This window comes from Salicola sp. Rm-C-2C1-2, assembly GCF_040196175.1.
GTDB lineage: Bacteria > Pseudomonadota > Gammaproteobacteria > Pseudomonadales > Oleiphilaceae > Halospina.
On record NZ_JBEFNF010000008.1, the window covers coordinates 89793 to 108232 of the forward strand.

The 18440-nt window shown below is 61.9% G+C and carries 14 protein-coding genes; 7 read left to right on the top strand and 7 right to left on the bottom strand.

The window, feature by feature from the left end:
- Positions 1-3: 3 nt before the first annotated feature.
- On the bottom strand, positions 4-711 hold the full coding sequence (locus AAF659_RS13160; protein WP_349752237.1) for an outer membrane protein: 708 nt from the start codon (positions 709-711) through the stop codon (positions 4-6).
- 152 nt (positions 712-863) lie between these two features.
- Between AAF659_RS13160 and AAF659_RS13165 the strand changes: the two genes are divergently transcribed.
- The 3 genes from AAF659_RS13165 to AAF659_RS13175 all read left to right on the top strand — a co-directional run bounded on the left by AAF659_RS13165 (position 864) and on the right by AAF659_RS13175 (position 3079).
- The gene (locus AAF659_RS13165) at positions 864-1985 is read left to right on the top strand and encodes an HD-GYP domain-containing protein (RefSeq protein WP_349752238.1); all 1122 of its coding nucleotides are present in this window, start codon (positions 864-866) and stop codon (positions 1983-1985) included.
- 97 nt (positions 1986-2082) lie between these two features.
- A complete protein-coding gene (locus tag AAF659_RS13170) occupies positions 2083-2538 on the top strand; it encodes a copper chaperone PCu(A)C (RefSeq protein WP_349752239.1) in 456 nt (151 codons plus the stop codon).
- Positions 2539-2554: 16 nt separating this feature from the next.
- Entirely contained in the window at positions 2555-3079 is a 525-nt protein-coding gene (locus tag AAF659_RS13175; protein ID WP_349752240.1) for a DUF2489 domain-containing protein, read from the top strand.
- 41 nt (positions 3080-3120) lie between these two features.
- Here AAF659_RS13175 and AAF659_RS13180 read toward each other — a convergent pair whose 3' ends face one another.
- The 3 genes from AAF659_RS13180 to AAF659_RS13190 all read right to left on the bottom strand — a co-directional run bounded on the left by AAF659_RS13180 (position 3121) and on the right by AAF659_RS13190 (position 7603).
- On the bottom strand, positions 3121-4488 hold the full coding sequence (locus tag AAF659_RS13180; protein WP_349752241.1) for an HDOD domain-containing protein: 1368 nt from the start codon (positions 4486-4488) through the stop codon (positions 3121-3123).
- 69 nt (positions 4489-4557) lie between these two features.
- A complete protein-coding gene (gene recG / locus AAF659_RS13185) occupies positions 4558-6636 on the bottom strand; it encodes an ATP-dependent DNA helicase RecG (protein WP_349752242.1) in 2079 nt (692 codons plus the stop codon).
- Position 6637: 1 nt separating this feature from the next.
- Positions 6638-7603 carry a hydrogen peroxide-inducible genes activator gene (locus AAF659_RS13190; protein ID WP_349752243.1) on the bottom strand — a complete coding sequence of 322 codons (966 nt, stop codon included), beginning with the start codon at positions 7601-7603 and terminating at the stop codon, positions 6638-6640.
- Positions 7604-7671: 68 nt separating this feature from the next.
- Between AAF659_RS13190 and AAF659_RS13195 the strand changes: the two genes are divergently transcribed.
- Positions 7672-8529 carry an NAD(P)H-binding protein gene (locus tag AAF659_RS13195; RefSeq protein ID WP_349752244.1) on the top strand — a complete coding sequence of 286 codons (858 nt, stop codon included), beginning with the start codon at positions 7672-7674 and terminating at the stop codon, positions 8527-8529.
- Positions 8530-8559: 30 nt separating this feature from the next.
- Complete coding sequence (locus tag AAF659_RS13200) at positions 8560-12057, top strand: PAS domain-containing hybrid sensor histidine kinase/response regulator (protein WP_349752245.1); 3498 nt, start codon at positions 8560-8562, stop codon at positions 12055-12057.
- A 15-nt stretch (positions 12058-12072) separates the two neighbouring features.
- Here AAF659_RS13200 and AAF659_RS13205 read toward each other — a convergent pair whose 3' ends face one another.
- From AAF659_RS13205 to acs, 3 genes are all read right to left on the bottom strand, one after another.
- Positions 12073-13209: an alpha/beta fold hydrolase gene (locus AAF659_RS13205; RefSeq protein ID WP_349752246.1), complete on the bottom strand. Its 1137-nt coding sequence runs from the start codon at positions 13207-13209 to the stop codon at positions 12073-12075.
- An 82-nt stretch (positions 13210-13291) separates the two neighbouring features.
- Entirely contained in the window at positions 13292-13948 is a 657-nt protein-coding gene (locus AAF659_RS13210; protein WP_349752247.1) for a response regulator, read from the bottom strand.
- Between the two features lie 127 nt (positions 13949-14075).
- A complete protein-coding gene (gene acs, locus AAF659_RS13215; protein ID WP_349752248.1) occupies positions 14076-16040 on the bottom strand; it encodes an acetate--CoA ligase in 1965 nt (654 codons plus the stop codon).
- A gap of 266 nt (positions 16041-16306) precedes the next feature.
- Here acs and AAF659_RS13220 point away from each other — a divergent pair, with 266 nt between their 5' ends.
- Together AAF659_RS13220 and AAF659_RS13225 are read left to right on the top strand one after the other, a co-directional pair.
- Complete coding sequence (locus AAF659_RS13220; protein WP_349752249.1) at positions 16307-16585, top strand: DUF4212 domain-containing protein; 279 nt, start codon at positions 16307-16309, stop codon at positions 16583-16585.
- 12 nt (positions 16586-16597) lie between these two features.
- Positions 16598-18331 (top strand): sodium:solute symporter family protein, encoded by a 1734-nt coding sequence (locus AAF659_RS13225; protein ID WP_349752250.1) that lies wholly within the window; start codon positions 16598-16600, stop codon positions 18329-18331.
- The last annotated feature ends 109 nt before the right edge of the window (positions 18332-18440 follow it).

Sequence of the window (18440 nt, forward strand, 5' to 3'; positions counted from 1 at the left end):
GACTCAGAAGTTGTAGCGCAATCCGGCCAGGAAGTTGTGGGAATCAAGCCGAGCACTGTCTTCGTTTCCCGCCACTGATTCGAGATCCACGTCTTCGATGGATTGATAGCGGTACATGGCTTCCAGCGAAATCTGATCGTTCAGATCATAGGACCAGCCTGTGCTCAGATGAAAACCATAGGTGGTTGCCTGGTCATCCAGCTTGATATTACCCGGCGCCCCGGCCTGGTCCAGATTAACCTGAGCCAGTCCGCCACCAACGCCAACGAGGAAGTGGGCGTTCGCAATTGCGTCAAGCTCCGTCTCGCCGTAAAAGTTGGCAAAGGCTGTGGTCACCATCAGATCCCCCTTGGCCGGGCTCAGCGACTGGCGGCTGACGGTCTGGGGTGAAGGGCCGCTGCTATCCGTTACCACTTCGCGATGGGAATCCGCTTCCGTCTCGCTGTAACCAAGCTCAAATTCAGTCCGCAGACCCAGGTTGCGGCTTGCATCAAGAACACGACCAATCGCCAGTGCCGCGCCGTAACCCGTGTCGTACTTGCTCGAGACGGTTGTACTTCGGGTCGCGGACTCATCTGTATTGAAATCGCTTTCGCGCGTATCATTGATACCCGCTCTGACAGCAACATAATTGCCACTCTCTGCTGCGGCCAGCCCCGGCGCGGTAACGGTAAGCAAGGATACCGCCACGGTCATAGGCAGTTTTTTCATTGTGTTTCTCCTGACGTTGTATGACGTACGATTACGCCTAGATATAGTTGATAATGCCCGCACGCTCAAGGCATAGGCATGAATTCCGATCTATACCGTGAACCCTGTCTGTGGTTTATTGTCATCTTCATACAGTCTGCAAGAGGTTTTTGATGTCGGATCTGGTACGACTCGCACCTGGGCTGCTGACCGTCGGGAAGCCACTGCCCTGGCCAGTCTACGACCGAACCGGCAATCTGCTGGTCGCTCAGGGGTATGTGATCCAGAGCGAATGGCAGCTTGAGCGTCTCTACGAGCAGGGCCTGTATGAGCCGCCGGAGCGCCAGGCTGAAAAACGCCGGGAGGATGACGACACCCCCCGGTTCAGCCCCTTTGCAGAGTACTCCATACTGCTTTATGAGCTTGAGCGTGCGCTCGACCGGATCGTTGACGCCGATCGCCGCGCGCTCGAACGTCTTGAGCATCTGGCCCGGCGCATTCAGCGCCTGTGCCAGCAGGATCCGGATGCCTGCATTGGCCTGGTGCACGTCTACGCGGTGCGGCCTACCGCCTACGAACAGACCCTGTTCTACGCCATCATCTGCTGGCTGGCCGCTTACCACTTCGAGCTGGACGAAAACCGGACGCTGATCCTGCTGCAGGCGGCGCTGACGGCAAACATCTCGCTGCTGCCCTATCTGGACAAACTCAACAACACCAACCGTAGGCTCTCGGAGGAACAGCGCCGCATCATCCAGAAACATCCGGAACTCAGTGCCAGTGCCCTGCGCCAGGCGGGCATCAACGACGAGGTTTTGCTACGCATTGTGGAGCAGCACCATGAATGCTTCGACGGTTCCGGCTACCCCGAAGGCATCAGCGGCCCCGAGCTTCTGGTTGAAGCCAAGGTGGTTGCCCTGGCGGAACGCTATACGGCCATGATCACCAAGCGCGCCTACCGCGAGCGCTACCACGCCGATCAGGCCATGGATGAGATCCTTCATTCGATGGCGCAAGACCCGCATCAGGTCGTCTACGAGGCCGTTTTCCAGCAGCTCACGCCTTACCCGCCAGGCGTCCTGGTGCAGCTCGCCAACGGTGAGACGGGCCTGGTCACTCACCGGCGCCGCAGCCCCAGATCACCTGTTGCCCAGGCCATTTTCAATGCCCAGGGCCGACGCTACCTGGGGCCCTTGCGGCGTGATGCCAGTGTTGAGGAGTATCGCGTTCACAGTACTCTGGTGCCAGACATGCTGCCCTCGCTCAACCTGGCGCTGCTTTGGGGCTACAGTTGAAAACAACGCTATGCTCGACGGCTGCGATCCGATTGCCCTTGATCATTCGTACTGACATGGGTGTGAGCCGTCAAAAAGGCTTTCTGGAGACTTGATCATGAGACAAGCAACCCGCACGCTCTGGGCTCTGATTCTGCTCACAACGATGAGCAGCGCCCTGGCGGAGGTTCGCATCAAAGATGCCTGGTCCCGCGCCACCCCACCCGGCATTGAGCGTGGCGCCGGTTACATGACGCTGCACAACACCGGTGAGCAGGCCCGCACCCTGACCGGTGCCAGCGCGACCTGGGCGCAGCGCATCGAGATCCATGAATCCCGCGAGGTCGACGGCCAGATGCGGATGCAGGCGCTGCCCGACGGGCTGACACTGCAACCGGGGGAATCACTTGAACTGGCCCCGATGGGCCGCCATCTAATGCTCATGGGGCTGACGGAACGGCTTACCCAGGGCGACACGCTGGCGCTCACGCTTGAGTTCCGCAACGGCGGGACGCTGAACACACAGCTGGACGTCCGTGGCCCGGACGCAAGCACCAGCCAGAGCAGTCACTGACGATCAGGAGCCACCCATGCCCCAGAATCTGCAATGGATTCTCATCGCCGCCGGCGTCATTGCCATCGCCGGCCTGACGTTCTATATCATTTACCAGTGGCGGAGGCTGCGCCAGCACCAGCGTGCTGTGGCGCGCACACGGGCCCTACAAGCCGAGCGCAGAGACAGTATGATCGAAAGCATCCGCATCCTTGCCATGACGCTTCAGCAGGAGCAGGTGGAGCCTTCCGAGGGCTGTATCCGCATCAAAGGCCTCCTCGACCATGTGGAGCCAGAGCTGCTCAGCCACAGCCCCTACGACGTTTTCCAGACCATCTATGAGAAGACACAACACATGCCTACTCATGAGGCCCGCCAGCAGGCGGATCCCAGGCTCATCCAGCGTCTGGACGAGGAACGCTTTGCGCTGGAAGCGGCGTACGCCGACGCCATTCAGGAAGGCGCCATGGCCATCCGGTACTATCGCTTTGACGGCAGCGTGAGCGCCTCCGCAGGCGAACCACGTACCGTTGACCCGGGCGCATCCACGCTCCAGCCCTGACTCTGCGCCGGTACCAGGGCTAGCGGAATGACCAAGGGTGTTCAGGCCAGCATGCCGGCCATGCTGGCGACTGAGTCAGTGTTTTCCACCAGAATGTCCATCTCTTCGCCCACCCGCCCGGAGGAGACGTTGAGACGCTCATAAAGCTCCGCCGGCACCGACAGTGACGGACCCAGCCGGACGCCGCGTTCAACCAGCAGTGCCCGCGCCAGGTAGAGTGCATTGGCGTAGATCGCATGGTCCCCGGCGTAATCCGGATTCTTCTGGTGGCGGATCGCAGCCACGACCTCTTCCGGCATATGCCACAGATCCATCAGCACACCACCGATCTGCTCGCGCGTAATGCCGATCAGGTGGTGCTCCACCAGCTCATGGGGCACATGGCCGTTGACTTCAGTATAGCGGCAGATCAGCGAGAAATACGGCGGGAATACGTGCGCCAGCACCAGGTAGCCGAAGTTGTGCAGCAGCCCTGCCAGGTAGCTCAGACCAAACGAGGGGCGTTCGCGCCGGGGCATGCAGCTGATGATCACGCTCACCGCCTGGGCCATCCAGATGGACTGGGTCCAGTAGCCGATGAATCCTTCGGGCTGGTCCGTGGGCTGCTTAAGAGTTCGCCCCAGGGACAGCCCCATGGCCAGGTTCATCACCAGATCAAACCCGAGCACCCGCTGGATGGCGTCGTAGATGGAGTTCACCGGGGTATGCGAGGCATAGAAAGAGGATGAGGCCCAGCTCACCACCTGAGCTGCCAGGCTCGGATCGTTCTCGACAATGTCCGCCAGGTCACCGACCTCGGCATTGGGCTTCATGCGCAGATGCAGAATGCGCTGGGCGGTTTCCGGCAGCGGCGGGATCTCCAGGGTGTCATCCAGGCGCTGTTTGATGCGCAGGCCTGTGAAACTGTGCACCGCCTGGCGCAGCTGAGCCTCATCCTGATCCGGAGACTGGCGATTAACGTCAATCTCACTGAGCGGGCGGGTGAAATCCAGCCAGCGAACGCCGCGCAAAAGGCTCATGTAAGCCTCCAGGGAGAGCGCCACATCATCATCCCCCTGACCGCTGTAGAACCGCACCCGGTTGAGCGCTGTAACCTGATTGTCCACCGTGGTTTCAAAGTGGGTCATCGCTGGCAGCGGGGGCAGCTGGCGCACCTGGTATTTCTGGCGCAAGCGCCCCATGTCGCGCAGAGTCAGCCTGCGGAGCTCACGCGCCAGGGCCTGGTTCAGCCGGTCAATATCCAGCAGGCTGTCTTCCCGGTAGAAGGCCTGGATGCGGCCCAACGCATCCGCGAGCACCGCTGCACGGATCCGGGGTTCGGCTGAGGGCTCATCGCTCGCAATGAGCTCGGGGTTGAGAGCACCGTCATCAGTGCGGAAATAGGTCTCAAGGTGTTGGGGTGCGCTCATGGTCCTGTCCAATGCGGGTGCATTCAATTCCCTGTTCGCCATCCGGGCGTCGTTACGCGTGAGCATAGCTCACACATCACCGTATTGGATACGCTCACCCAGCCACCGCTGGACCAGAGCGTCAACCCGTTCCGGATCGCTCATCAGCGCCGGTCCGATCCGGCGCACCTCCTCGAGCCAGCCAGTGTCTTTTTGCCAGTCTGCCAGACGGAAGCCCATGAGCCCGGTCTGACGGGTGCCCAGTACCTCGCCGGGGCCTCTTATCTCCAGGTCACGCTGGGCGATAGCGAAGCCGTCCTGGGTCTCACGCAATGCCTGGAGGCGGGATTTAGCCGTCTCCGATAGAGGCGGATGGTACAGTAAAACACAGTAGCTGGCGCGTTCACCCCGGCCAACGCGGCCGCGCAGCTGGTGCAGCTGAGCCAGACCCAGCCGTTCCGGGTTCTCGATGATGATCAGCGTGGCCTCGGGCACATCCACGCCCACCTCAATCACGGTGGTCGCCACCAGAAGGTCGATGCGCCCCTCCTTGAAGGCGTCCATGACATCGGCCTTCTCCGCTGCCTTCATGCGCCCGTGCACCAGCCCGACGTTGAGCTCAGAAAGTTCCGTCTGGAGCTGCGCCGCGGTATCTTCCGCAGCCTGGCACTGCAGAGCCTCGGATTCCTCAATAAGGGTGCAGACCCAGTAGGCCTGGCGGCCCTCGGCACAGGCGCTGCGCACCCGTTCCACCACGTCACCCCGGCGTGAATCTGGCAGGGCAATGGTCTCAATAGGCTGGCGCCCCGGCGGCAGCTCGTCGATCACCGAGGTATCCAGATCCGCGTAGGCACTCATCGCCAGGGTGCGCGGAATGGGCGTGGCGGTCATGATCAGTTGGTGCGGTACGGTTTCGGTGTTGGCGCCCTTTTCCCGCAGCGCCAGCCGCTGATGCACGCCGAAGCGGTGCTGTTCATCGATGATCGCCAATGCCAGACGCTGGAAGACCACCTCTTGCTGGAACAGCGCATGGGTGCCGATCACCAGCGGGCATTCGCCGCTGGCAAGCTGCGCCAGCGTTGCCTGTTTGTGTTTGGACCGGCTTTTACCCGAGAGCCAGCCGGGCTCGATGCCCAAAGGCGCCAACCATTCATGAAAGCTCAGGTAGTGCTGCTCGGCCAGGATTTCCGTGGGCGCCATCAGCGCCACCTGGGCACCGGCCTCAATGGCCTGAAGGGCCGCTACGGCCGCCACCACCGTCTTGCCCGATCCCACGTCGCCCTGAATCATCCGCAGCATGGGCGCTGGGCGGGCCAGGTCCTGACTGACCTCCTCGCTCACCCGTCGTTGGGCACCTGTGAGCGCAAACGCCAGGCTTTCCAGAAAACCGGTGACCAGGCGACCATCACCGGTATTAAGGGCCAATGCCTGCCATGACTGGACCTGCGCCCGCAGTTTCAGAAGGCTTAGATGGTGAGCCAGCAGTTCCTCCATCACCAGACGGTCCCGCGCCGGATGGCGCTGTTCCATCAGAGCACTGAGGTCCGCACTCGCTGGTGGCTGGTGCAGCATCCTCAAGGCCTGGTTGATCTCCGGCAGCTCATACTCCCCGAGTACCGAATCCGGCAGCCATTCGCGCACCGGATGACGGTCAAGCATGGCCACTGCCTGCTCGCACAGACGGCGCAGGCGCGGCTGTTGAATGCCCTCGGTGAGCGGGTAGACCGGCGTAAGGGTGGCGTCGTCACCGGTGGCCAGGGGGCCGGGATTGGTCTGGTATTCCGGGTGGTAGATCTCGAGCCCGGCGCGCCCGGGCCGGATCTCACCGTAACAGCGCACCCGGGTGCCCGGGGCGAACTGGCGCTGCTGCACGGCGCTGAAATGGAAGAACCGCAATGCCACAAAACCGCTGCTGTCGCGCAGGGTCACCTGCAGGCTGCGGCGCCGGCCCTGGACCACATCGGCGCTCACCACCTCGCCTTCCACCACGCCAGCATCCCCCACTCGCAGCTGGCCCATGGGCAGGATACGGGTGCGGTCCTCATAGCGCAGCGGCAGGTGGAAGAGCAGGTCCTGAAGACAGGTAATCCCCAGACGTTCAAGGGTGGCCGCCAGCTTGCTGCCAACGCCCTTGAGCACGGTCACATCCACTGTGGCCGGATCAGTCATGTCAGCCCCGCGTGGGCGCGCGCAGGCTCAGCCCGCAGGCCGCCTGGGTGGCGGTGCTGTCGCGGCACTGGGCAACCGCGTGGGCCAAGGCATCGATGGCCTTGGGCCGCGGGAAGGTTACCCGCCAGGCCAATGCCACCGTCCGCGAAGGCACCGGGTCCACGAAGGGGCGTACCGCGAGCAGATCCGGCTGATAGTTCATGGCGGTGGCGGCGGACAGCGGCAACACGGTTATCCCCAGCCCAGAGGCAACCATATGGCGGATGGTTTCCAGTGAACTGCCTTCGGTAACCACCCCGCCAGCGGTCTCGCGGCGCTGGTTGATGGTGTCGATCAGCTCCGGCACAGATTCCAGGACCTGGTCGCGGAAGCAGTGACCAGGGCCAAGCAGCAGCAGGGGCTGATCCGCCAACTGAGTGCTGTCGATGCGCTCCAATTCCGCAAGCGGGTGATCCGCGGGCATCAGCACAACGAATGGTTCATCGTAGAGCGGCAGCGTTACTACCTCCGGTTCCTCAAACGGCAGCGCTACAATAATGGCATCAAGTTCGGAATGACGAAGCTTGCGGCGCAGGTCCCCGGTATAGCCTTCTTCAATGAACAGCGACATATCCGGCGCGGTCTCCCGCAGGCTGGGCATCAGCTGGGGAAACAGATAAGGCCCAATGGTGTAGATGGCACCCACCTTAAGCGGCGAACTGAGCTGGTTTTTGCCATCCTCCGCCAGATCATGGATGACACCGGCCTGGTCGAGAACCTTCTGGGCCTGCTCCACAATACGCTGACCGATCCCGGTGACCTGGATACTATTCTTGCTGCGCTCAAAAAGCGCAATGCCCAGTTCATCCTCGAGTTTTCTCACGGCCACACTGAGTGTAGGCTGGCTTACATGGCAGCGCTCCGCTGCGTGGCCGAAGTGCTTCTCCCGAGCGAGGGTGACGATGTAGCGAAGTTCCGTAAGGGTCATGGCCGCTCCCGGGCCGGTAATGATTAAATTTTTCTATTGCAGCATAAGAAATGAGCGGAGACAGCGCAATGCACGATGCACGAATCCTGATGGCCGGCTGCGGCAGGCTTGGTCAGCGGATCGGGAGTGCCCTTTCCGAACACCACCATGTATTCGGGCTGCGGCGCCAGGCAAACCGGGTTCCTCTGCCGCTGACGCCCGTCCAGGCGGATCTTATTGACCCGGCAACGCTGGCGGCCCAGGTTCCCGAAGTGGCTGTTGCCATCATCTGCCTGACACCGGACCAGTACGATGAGGCGGGCTACCACCGCACCTTCCTGCAGGGGACCAGTAACCTGATGGCGGTGTTTGAAGCCGCAGCCCGGCCCCCGCAGCGGGTGTTTTTCATTTCCTCCACGGCGGTCTATGGCCAGCACAACGATGAATGGGTGGATGAGACCAGCCCCACGGATCCACCTCGCTACAACGGCACCGCCCTGCTTGAGGCCGAGCAGCGGCTGCATGACAGCCCGATTCCGGGCACGGTGGTGCGGTTCTCGGGCATCTATGGCAACGACCGCGATGGCATGCTGTCCAAGATGCGCGACGGCAGCATCGCCCCCGATCCGGACAGCGGCTACACCAATCGCATCCATGAGGACGACGCCGTGGGCGCGCTCTGCCACCTGGTGGAGAGGGAACTGAACGGCAGCGAGCTGGCGGCGTGCTATCTGGCCAGCGACTGCGAACCCGCCCGCCTGGGTGATGTGGTTGCCTGGGTCCGGCAAACCATGAGCTGTGAGCCGGTCCGGCCCGATGCCCGCCGTGACAGCCGCGTGGGCTCGAAACGCGTGGATAGTGGGCGGTTGCAGGCTTGCGGTTATCAGTTTCTGTTCCCGACCTTCCGCGAAGGCTATGACAGCATGACCCGTCATCCTGTGCCATAGTAATGGGCCGTTCACTGACTGCGGGAGACCATGGCGAGTAATGAACTGATCCTGTTCGGGAGCCTGTACGCGCTGACCCTTGTGGTTCTCGCGTGGCTGGCGGAGCGTGCCGGCGGCTGGCCCAAGCGCATGCGGGGCCTGCTCTACGGCATGTCGCTGGGCGTCTACTGCAGTTCCTGGACCTTTCTGGGCGCCGTCGGCAATGCCGCGGACAGCGGCTGGACCTTCCTGCCGATCTACCTCGGTCCCATCCTGATGTTCGTCTTTGCCTGGCCCTTCATCCGGCGCCTGCTGCAGGCTGGCAGCCGCAACCGGGTCACCTCCATCGCGGACTTCATCGGCTCGCGCTTTGGCAAAGACCAGAAGCTGGCCGCGCTGGTCACCGTCGTCGCCCTGATCGGCACCTTACCCTACATTGCTCTGCAGCTGCGCGGCATTGCCCTGGCCTGGAGCTCCGCGAACATCACAGACTGGCAGATGCCCTTTTCCCTGGGTAATAACGTGAGCTTCTTTGCCGCGCTCTTTCTGGCCTGGTTCGCCATCACCTTCGGCACCCGCATCATCGATGGCGCCAACCGCCACCGCGGCCTGCTGGCGGTGGTGGCGGCCGAGTCCGCGGTCAAGCTGCTCGCCTTTCTGCTGCTGGGAGGCTTCGCCATCTGGCTGCTGGCCGGCGAGACGGACATGCGCCCACTGGGCGAGGGCTCGTCATTCTCCTTCTCGACTTTCGGTGATACGGGCTTCTACACCCAGCTGCTGGTGAGCGCTCTGGCCATTGTCTGTCTGCCCCGCCAGTTTCACGTGCTGGTGGTGGAATACCATGACCAGGCCTCAGCCCGCTGCGCCCGCTGGATGTTCCCGCTCTATCTGGCACTGTTCGCCGTCATGGTGCTGCCACTGGTGGAGGTCGGCCGCTACCATCTTGGCGATCTGGCGATTCCCGGCGACAGCTATGTGCTCGCACTGCCGGCGTTCACCGGTCACTCCTGGCTGACCGCCGTGGCTTTTGTGGGCGCCATGTCCGCCGCCACCGCCATGGTGCTGGTCGCGACCATTGCCCTGTCCCTGATGATCTCCAACGAACTCTTCATGCCGTTGTACCTGCGCGTGCGCGAGCGCCTGAACCGCCCACGCAATGACCTGGGCGCAGTGCTGCGCCAGGTGCGCCAGGCATCGATCCTGGGCATTCTCTTTCTGGGCTGGATCCTGGAGCAGGGGGCACGTTTCACCGAGGGGCTCTCGTATATGGGGCTGCTCGCGTTCACTTCCTGTGCCCAGCTCATGCCGGCGCTGGTGGCCGGGCTCTACTGGCGCCGCGCCCATCGCAATGGGGTGCTTGTGGGGCTGCTCACCGGCACGCTGGCCTGGCTCTATACCCTGCTGCTGCCGGTGCTGATCCAGTCCAGTAATGGCTGGCTCACCCAGGGGCCATTCGGGCTTGGCTGGCTGCAACCGGAAAGCCTGTTCGGGCTCGGCGCTGTCCTTGATCCGCTGACCCACGGTGTGGTCTGGAGCCTGGGCCTTAATATCACGGTCATGAGTCTGGTGTCACAGGTTTCCAAGGCCACCCCCCTGGATGAGCGCCAGGCACTGGCGTTCATGGACCCGATGCCCGGGCACGGACTCAGCGATGAAGACCTTTCCGCCACCGAGATCACTCTCCATCAGCTGCACAGCCTGATCCGGCCGGTGCTCGGCCAGGAAGAAGCCGAACGGCTCTGGGCAGAGCTGGAGCAGAGCCAGGAACAGCGCCTTTTGCCCTTCGACCGGGCGACCCGCTACACGGTACGCATGACGGAGTCCAAGCTGGGGTCAGTCATTGGTGCTGCCTCCGCCCACCGCGCCATCCGCCTGCTGGAACGCCAGACACCACTGCAGATGGAGGACATTGCCGACCTCATGGGCGGGACCTCGGAGCAGCTGCAGTTCTCACGCCACCTGCTGCAGACGACACTGGAAAACATCCCCCAGGGCATCAGTGTGGTGGATCGCAATCTGGAGCTGGTGGCCTGGAACAGCCAGTACGAGAAACTGTTCAACTACCCGCCGCGGCTGCTCTACGTAGGCTGCCCTATTTCCCGCATCTATGAGTACAACGCTGCCCGCGGTCTGCTGTCGGACGTGCGCGACAACAACATCAATGCGGCCGTGGAGCGGCGCCTTGAAATGCTGCGTTCCGGGCGCCCCTATCGGCTGGAACGCCATATGCCGGATGGCAGTGTCATCGAGATCCGCGGCAAGCCCATCCCTTCCGGGGGCTATGTAACCGCCTATAACGATGTCTCCGAGTATCACCGGGTGATGACCGAGCTGGAAGAAGCCCGCCATACTCTGGAGGAACGCGTGGCCGAGCGCACGCGGGAACTGTCCGCCGCCAACGAGTCCCTTCAGAGCGAGAATGAACTCAGGGCCCGCATTGAGCGCGAGTTGCATCAGGTACACGCGAGTAAGAGCCGTTTCCTCGCCGGTGCCAGCCATGACCTTTTGCAGCCGATCAACGCCGCGCGGCTGCTGTCTTCCACCCTGCTGCGCCGCCAGGGGGAGGAGGCGGCGCCGGAGCTGCGCCACATTGATTCGGCGCTGGCCTCGGCCGAGACGCTCATCAGCCACCTGCGTGAGATCTCCAGGCTGGATTCTGGACGGCTGGAGCCGGAGGTGCGCAATGTCGAACTGAATCCGATTCTGGAAGAACTGACCAACGAGTTCCGCATGACCGCCGAGCGTAAGGGCATCCAGCTCGACTATGTGCCCTGCTCACTCTGGATCCGAACCGATCCACACCTGCTGCGCCGCGTGATCCAGAACTTTCTGAGCAATGCCATCAACTACACCCGGGAAGGGCGCGTGGTGCTGGGCTGCCGCCAGAGCCAGAAGTCGGTGAGCATCCAGGTCTGGGACACTGGCCCCGGCATCGCCGAAGAGGACCAGCAACGCATCTTTGACGAGTTTGAGCGCCTGCACACGGACGCCACCCGGGAAGTCCAGGGGCTGGGGCTGGGTCTGCCGATCGCCATGCGCATCGCCCGGTTGCTGGAGCACCCCATCGACTGCCGCTCGATTCAGGGCCAGGGCTCCATGTTTGCGCTGACGGCACCACGGGGTACTCCCGAACAGACCCGCCGCGATCAGCCCCAGACCGAGGACCCGCAGCTGAGTGGCCTGCAGGTGGTCTGTATTGATAACGAACCCCACCTGCTCGCTGGGTTACAGGCCCTTCTGACCCAGTTCGGCTGCCGGGTCACCACGGCTAAGTCCCTCGGGGAAGCCATGCAGAAACAGCCGGCGACAGCTCCGGACCTTGTGGTTGCTGACTATCATCTGGATCAGGAAACAGGGGTGGCGGTGGCCCAGGCGCTGACACTCAACTGGGCGGTAACGGTGCCGGTTCTGATCATCAGCGCCGACGACAGCGACCCTATCCGCAATGGTGTGCGTGAGGCGGGCTACCGCTTTCTGGCCAAGCCGGTGGATGCGGCCTCGCTGCGGTTGACGCTGCGGCGCCTGTTACGCCGACGCCCGACGCGCTGACCCCGGCAAACAGGTTCAGTCAGAGCGCTTCTTCAGCCACTCGCTTATTTGCGGCCAGATGTGAGTGGGTGCGGCGCTGCCCGCAAGGATCCCCATGTGCCCCCCTGGCACCAGCGCCTGCTCAACCTCCCGGCTGGCGACCTGGTCCACGAGTGCGCGGCTGCATTCCGGGGTAACCAGCGGGTCGTTGTCGCCGTAGACCAGCATGATGTCCGAGGTGACATCCCTGAGCGTATGATCCGGGTCATGCATAGGCAGGTTTCCATAGGCGGTGCAGTTGTCCACCCACAGGTACTGCACGGTGTCCTGTATAACGCTCCCGGGGTAGGCCACCATGTCATTCAAGAACGCGCCCTGAGTGGCGTTGCGGGTGATGTACTCTTCCGAGTGCAGGTTGCGCACCAGGTCCAGGTAGTTGCGCAGGCTGCTGATGGGCGAAGTGAGCTTAAAGGCGGTAGCGTTGGCCCAGCCGGGCGAGCGCCAGAAGCGGCGCTTGGTCTGGTGGACCCGGAATCCGAGGGTGTTCTCGAGGAAGCTCAGGGACTTCGATATCAGCTGGTACTGCTTACCGATGCTTCCATTGGCGTGATAGTCACAGGGGCTGCCCACCAGAATCAGGTTGCGGATGCGTTGATCCGCGTCGATGGCCGCCGCGCAGTAACTGAAAAGGGCTCCAAAGCTCCAGCCGTAGAGCGAGACCTCACTGACACCGCTGTGATTCTCGACTTCGTCGACAAGCTTGGGCAGGTAGTCGGCGAAGTAGGTGGCGATGTCGAAATGGTTATGGTCCCAGCCGGGGGTGCCCCAGTCGATCAGGTAGAGTTCGAAGCCGCTGGCGCGCAGGTAGCGTACGAGGCTGCGGTTGGGGAAGAGGTCGTAGATGGACATGTTCACGGCCAGCGGTGCAACCAGCACGAGCGGGACCTTGTGAGTGTCGCGCTGGACGGCCATGGGGGTGTCGTCGTCGCCCACGGGGATATGGTTGTCGCGCAGCGGTGGGTAGTAGCGCACGCTGACAAGGTCGTCATTGAAGATGACGTCGTAGGGGGTCTGTTCTGCCTGGACCAGGGTTTCCGGGTTGAGGAAGCGCTGGCGGGCGTTGCGGGTGATTCTGGATAGGCTGGTCAGAGGTTCATTCAGGGTTTCGGGCATCCTCCATTACTCCCATATCACTGGACTTTTAGCATTCCCCGATCCCCTCAGGTTAGGTCACGGAAAACGTTGAGAAAGCATATCACCCGTCTTCCTGGGAGACATCCGCAAGATCCAATTGGCCCAGCTTGAGGGCGGCCTGGGTTCGGGAGTGCACACCGAGTTTACGGAAGATTTCGGTAACGTGGGCCTTGACCGTGGCTTCGGTGACGTTGAGCTCATAGGCGATCTGCTTGTTCAGCAGGCCCTGGCTGATCATGGTGGCAACGCGGAACTGCTGCGGAGTGAGTTCCGATAGCGCTTCGGCGACGCCGGATTCTTCCTGGCTGACCCCTGGGACGGCCAGGTCGACGCTGTCCGGAAAACAGAAGTCACCCTGGGCAACGCCACGGATGGCGTCACCAATGGCTTCCATGCTGGCGCTTTTGGAGATAAAACCAACAGCACCGTGGTCGGCGGCTCGGCGAATGATGTCTTCACGTTCGTTGGCGGAGATCATCAGCACCGGGGTATCTGGATAATGGGCAGTCAGGAACAGCAATGCGCTGAACCCGTGGGCGCCGGGCATATGCAGGTCAAGGAGTACCACTGCGGCCTCGGTGAGCCGGGTCATCACCGATTGCAGATCACCGAAGTCCGAGGCCTCTTCGAGGGTGGCGTCAGGCTCTTCCTGACGGATCACATCCTTCAGGGCCGAGCGGAACAGCGGATGGTCGTCGGCGACGATCAGGGTTGTCATGATTCAGGCGTCACGCTCGCTGACTTGAAAGCAAAAGTGGGGCAACGACCCATCGCCGATGCCCCACTGACCATAGTTGCTGTTGGGCGGCTGCGCAATTTTCCGGGGAAAACAGCGCAGTCCCGGTTTATTCTCCGGAACCAGCCGCTACCTTGTGGCCTTCGATGAGGTCGTCGACCACATTCGGGTCCGCCAGTGTGGAGGTATCACCGAGAGCGTCGAACTCATCCGCGGCGATCTTGCGCAGGATGCGGCGCATGATCTTGCCAGAGCGGGTCTTGGGCAGACCGTCGGCCCACTGGATAACGTCCGGCGTCGCGATCGGGCCGATCTCCTTGCGCACGTGCTGCTTGAGTTCCTTCGCCAGCTCGTCGCTGGGCGAGGCGCCGTGGGTCAGCGTCACGTAAACGTAGATGCCCTGGCCTTTGATCTCGTGCGGGCAGCCCACAACGGCGGCTTCTGCAACGTTGTCGTGGGACACCAGCGCGCTTTCCACCTCGGCAGTGCCCATACGGTGGCCAGAGACGTTGAGTACGTCGTCCACGCGGCCAGTAATCCAGTAGTAGCCATCTTCGTCACGCTTGGCACCGTCACCGGTGAAGTAACAGCCCTCATAGGTAGAGAAGTAGGTCTCCACGAAGCGCTGGTGGTTGCCCAGGATGGTGCGCATCTGGCCGGGCCAGCTGTCCTTCAGAACCAGGCCGCCGGAGGTGGCACCTTCCATCTCGTTGCCCTCGGGGTCCATCAGCGCCGGCTGTACGCCGAAGAACGGCTTGGTGGCCGAGCCCGGCTTGAGGTCGATGGCGCCGGGCAGCGGCGAGATCAGGATGCCGCCGGTCTCGGTCTGCCACCAGGTGTCAACGATCGGGCACTGCCCCTTGCCGAACTTCTGGTAGAACCAGCGCCAGGCCTCGGGGTTGATGGGCTCGCCCACGGTGCCCAGCAGCTTCAGGGAGCTGAGATCGGCGTTGGCCACGGGGGCATCACCCTCGGCCATCAGTGAACGGATCGCCGTCGGCGCGGTGTAGAAGGTGGCGATCTTGTACTTGTCGATGATACGGCCAAGGCGGCCCACATCCGGGTAGGTCGGCACGCCTTCGAACATCATGGTGGTGCCGCCGTTGGCGAGCGGGCCATAAACCACGTAGGAGTGGCCGGTGATCCAGCCCACATCCGCGCTGCACCAGTAAACCTCGCCCGGACGATAGTCGAAGACGTACTCATGGGTGAGCGAGGTATGCAGAAGGTAACCGCCGGTGGAATGGACCACGCCCTTGGGCTTGCCGGTGGAGCCGGATGTATAAAGCACAAAAAGGGTGTCTTCGGCGTTCATCTCTTCCGGTTTGCACTGAGCGGACTGTTTCTCCACCAGGTCCCGATACGAGATGTCGCGGTTACCGTTGAAGTCAGCGTTACTGCCGCTCTGCTTGAGAACCACGACGCTGTCGACGTTCGATTCCTTGCACAGCGAAACGGCTTCATCGACGTTAGCCTTCAACGGAACCTTCTTGCCACCACGACGCGCTTCATCCGCGGTGATCACAACCCGTGAACCACCATCGTCAATCCGGCCCGCCAGCGCTTCCGGAGAGAAACCGCCGAACACCACGCTGTGGATGGCACCGATGCGTGCGCAGGCGAGCATGGCGTAGGCCGCCTCCGGAACCATGGGCATATAGAGCGTGACGATGTCGCCCTTTTTGACACCCAGCGACTTCAGGCCGTTGGCGAGGCGGGAGACTTCTTCGTGCAGCTCGGCGTAGGTGATGACGCGGTTGTCTTCGCTCTCCTCATCCGGCTCCCAGATGATTGCTGGCTGACCGCTGCGCTCTTCTAGGTGACGGTCGATGCAGTTGGCCGCCGCGTTCAGCGTGCCATCGTCGAACCAGCGGATGTGCACGTCGTTACTGGCGAAAGAGACATCCTTGACGCGCGAGAACGGCTTCATCCAGTCAAGACGCTTGGCCTGTTCCGCCCAGAAAGACTCCGGATCCTGAATGGAACGCTGATACATGGACTCATAGGTCTCTCTGTCGATCAGCGCCTTGTTCCGGAAGTGGTCCGTGACCGGGTAGACCGCTTCGTCACTCATCACTACCTCCTCAATTGGGTTTTATTGGTCAATTCGGGGCCTTCGTGCGGGAAGGCTTCGTACCACCCAGTGTCGACAAGGGTGGCGCCACTGGGTATTAGACCATGGTCTAACGGCGGTGAATCCTTTCATGACAGGCGCTTAACCAGCATCTCAGAGCGCTTAGACCAAAGTCGTATGGAGACTGGCAGCCACTGGGTCAAAGCTGTGCAGTAGCGGTGATCCCACCGTGCACGCGTTGAAAACAATAATGGGGGGAAATGCTGATGGCATTCCAAAATGAAGATCTCAAGAAGCAGTACTGGCGCGACAACCTGCGCATTATCGGGTGGCTGCTCGCGGTATGGGCCTTTGTGTCCTACGGCTGCGGCATCCTCTTTGCGGAGGCTCTCAACGCCATCCACATCGGCGGCTACCCGCTTGGTTTCTGGTTCGCACAACAAGGTTCAATCGTCACCTTCGTGGTGCTGATCTTTGTCTACGCGAAACTGATGGACCGGCTGGACCGGAAATACGGCGTTCAAGAAACCGAAGACGCGAAGTAACGGGGGCTCACCATGGACCAGCAGACACTGATCTATATTGTCGTGGGCGCTACCTTCGCGCTCTATATCGGCATTGCCATTTACTGTAAGGCGGGCTCCACCCGCGAATTCTATGTAGCCTCCAAGGGCGTCCATCCGGTTGCCAACGGCATGGCCACGGCAGCCGACTGGATGTCCGCAGCAAGCTTCATCTCCATGGCGGGTCTTATCGCCTTCCTCGGTTATGGCGGCTCGGTCTTTCTGATGGGCTGGACCGGTGGCTTCGTGCTGCTTGCGATGCTGCTGGCGCCCTACCTGCGCAAATTCGGCAAGTTCACGGTGCCGGAATTCCTGGGGGATCGCTACTATTCCAATACGGCGCGGATCATTGGCGTTATCTGCCTGATTCTGGCCTCGCTGACTTACGTTATCGGCCAGATGACCGGCACCGGCGTTGCTTTCTCACGCTTCCTGGAAGTGAGCTATGAGATGGGCCTGTCCATTGGCATGGTCATCGTGTTCTTTTACGCCGTCATGGGCGGCATGAAGGGGATCACCTACACCCAGATTGCCCAGTACTGCGTCATGATCACGGCTTATACCGTTCCGGCTGTGTTCATTTCTCTGCAGATGACAGGCTGGGCACTGCCGCAGATTGGCCTGGGCTCCACTCTGACCGAGCATGGCACCTATGTGCTGGACCGTCTTGACCAGGTTCTGAGCGAATTGGGCTTTGCCGAATACGTGGCGGTGGATGAGCACAACCGCGTCAATATGTTCTTCTATACGCTGTCGCTGATGATCGGTACTGCCGGCCTGCCGCACGTGATCATCCGCTTCTTCACCGTTCCGACGGTCAAGGCGGCGCGCTCCTCCGCGGGCTGGGCTCTGGTGTTCATCGCCATCCTGTACACCACCGCACCGACCGTTGGCGCCATGGCCCGGCTGAACCTGATGGAGACCTTCGGCACCACGGACGCCACTGAGATGGTCTACGAGGAGCGGCCCCAGTGGGTTAAGAACTGGGAGCAGACTGGACTCATCGAGTTCACCGACAAGGACAACAGCGGCACCATCAACTACAGCTCTAACGCGCAAGAGAATGAGGTCACCGAGCTCAATCGTGACATCATTGTTCTGGCCAACCCCGAGATCGCCATGCTGCCCGACTGGGTGATCGCGATCGTGGCCGCTGGTGGTCTTGCCGCCGCGCTGTCCACAGCAGCGGGTCTGTTGCTGGCCATCTCCTCGGCGGTCTCCCATGACCTGCTGAAAGGGGTGTTCAAGCCGGACATCTCGGAGAAGAATGAGCTGCTTGCCGGCCGGATCTCGATGGCGGCCTCCATTGCCGTAGCGGGGTACCTGGGCTTCAATCCACCCGGCTTCGCGGCGGGCACAGTGGCATTGGCCTTCGGGCTCGCAGCCGCCAGTCTGTTCCCGGCGCTGATGTTCGGCATCTTCTACAAGAAGATGAACAAGGAAGGCGCCATCGCCGGCATGCTGTCGGGTCTGACCGTGAACCTGCTGTACGTGTTCCAGCACAAGGGCATCATGTTCGTTTCCAGTACTTCCTTCCTGGGTGGTCTGGACCCGAACTGGTTCTTCGGTATCTCGCCGAACGCCTTTGGTGCTGTGGGCGCCATCGTCAACTTCATCGTCGCCATGGCGGTGTGCCAGATGACCCCGGAACCGCCGGATCATATCCAGCACATCGTGGACGATGTACGGGTGCCGACGGGCGCGTCGCTCGCCTCAGGCGGTCACTAAGCCCTGATGGAACCACTTCAGACAGTGCTGCTTCGGCAGTACTGTCTGTTTTCAGCTACCCTTAACGGAGATGCCGGGAGAGCGCCCCGCTTTCGGGACGCTGCCCCGG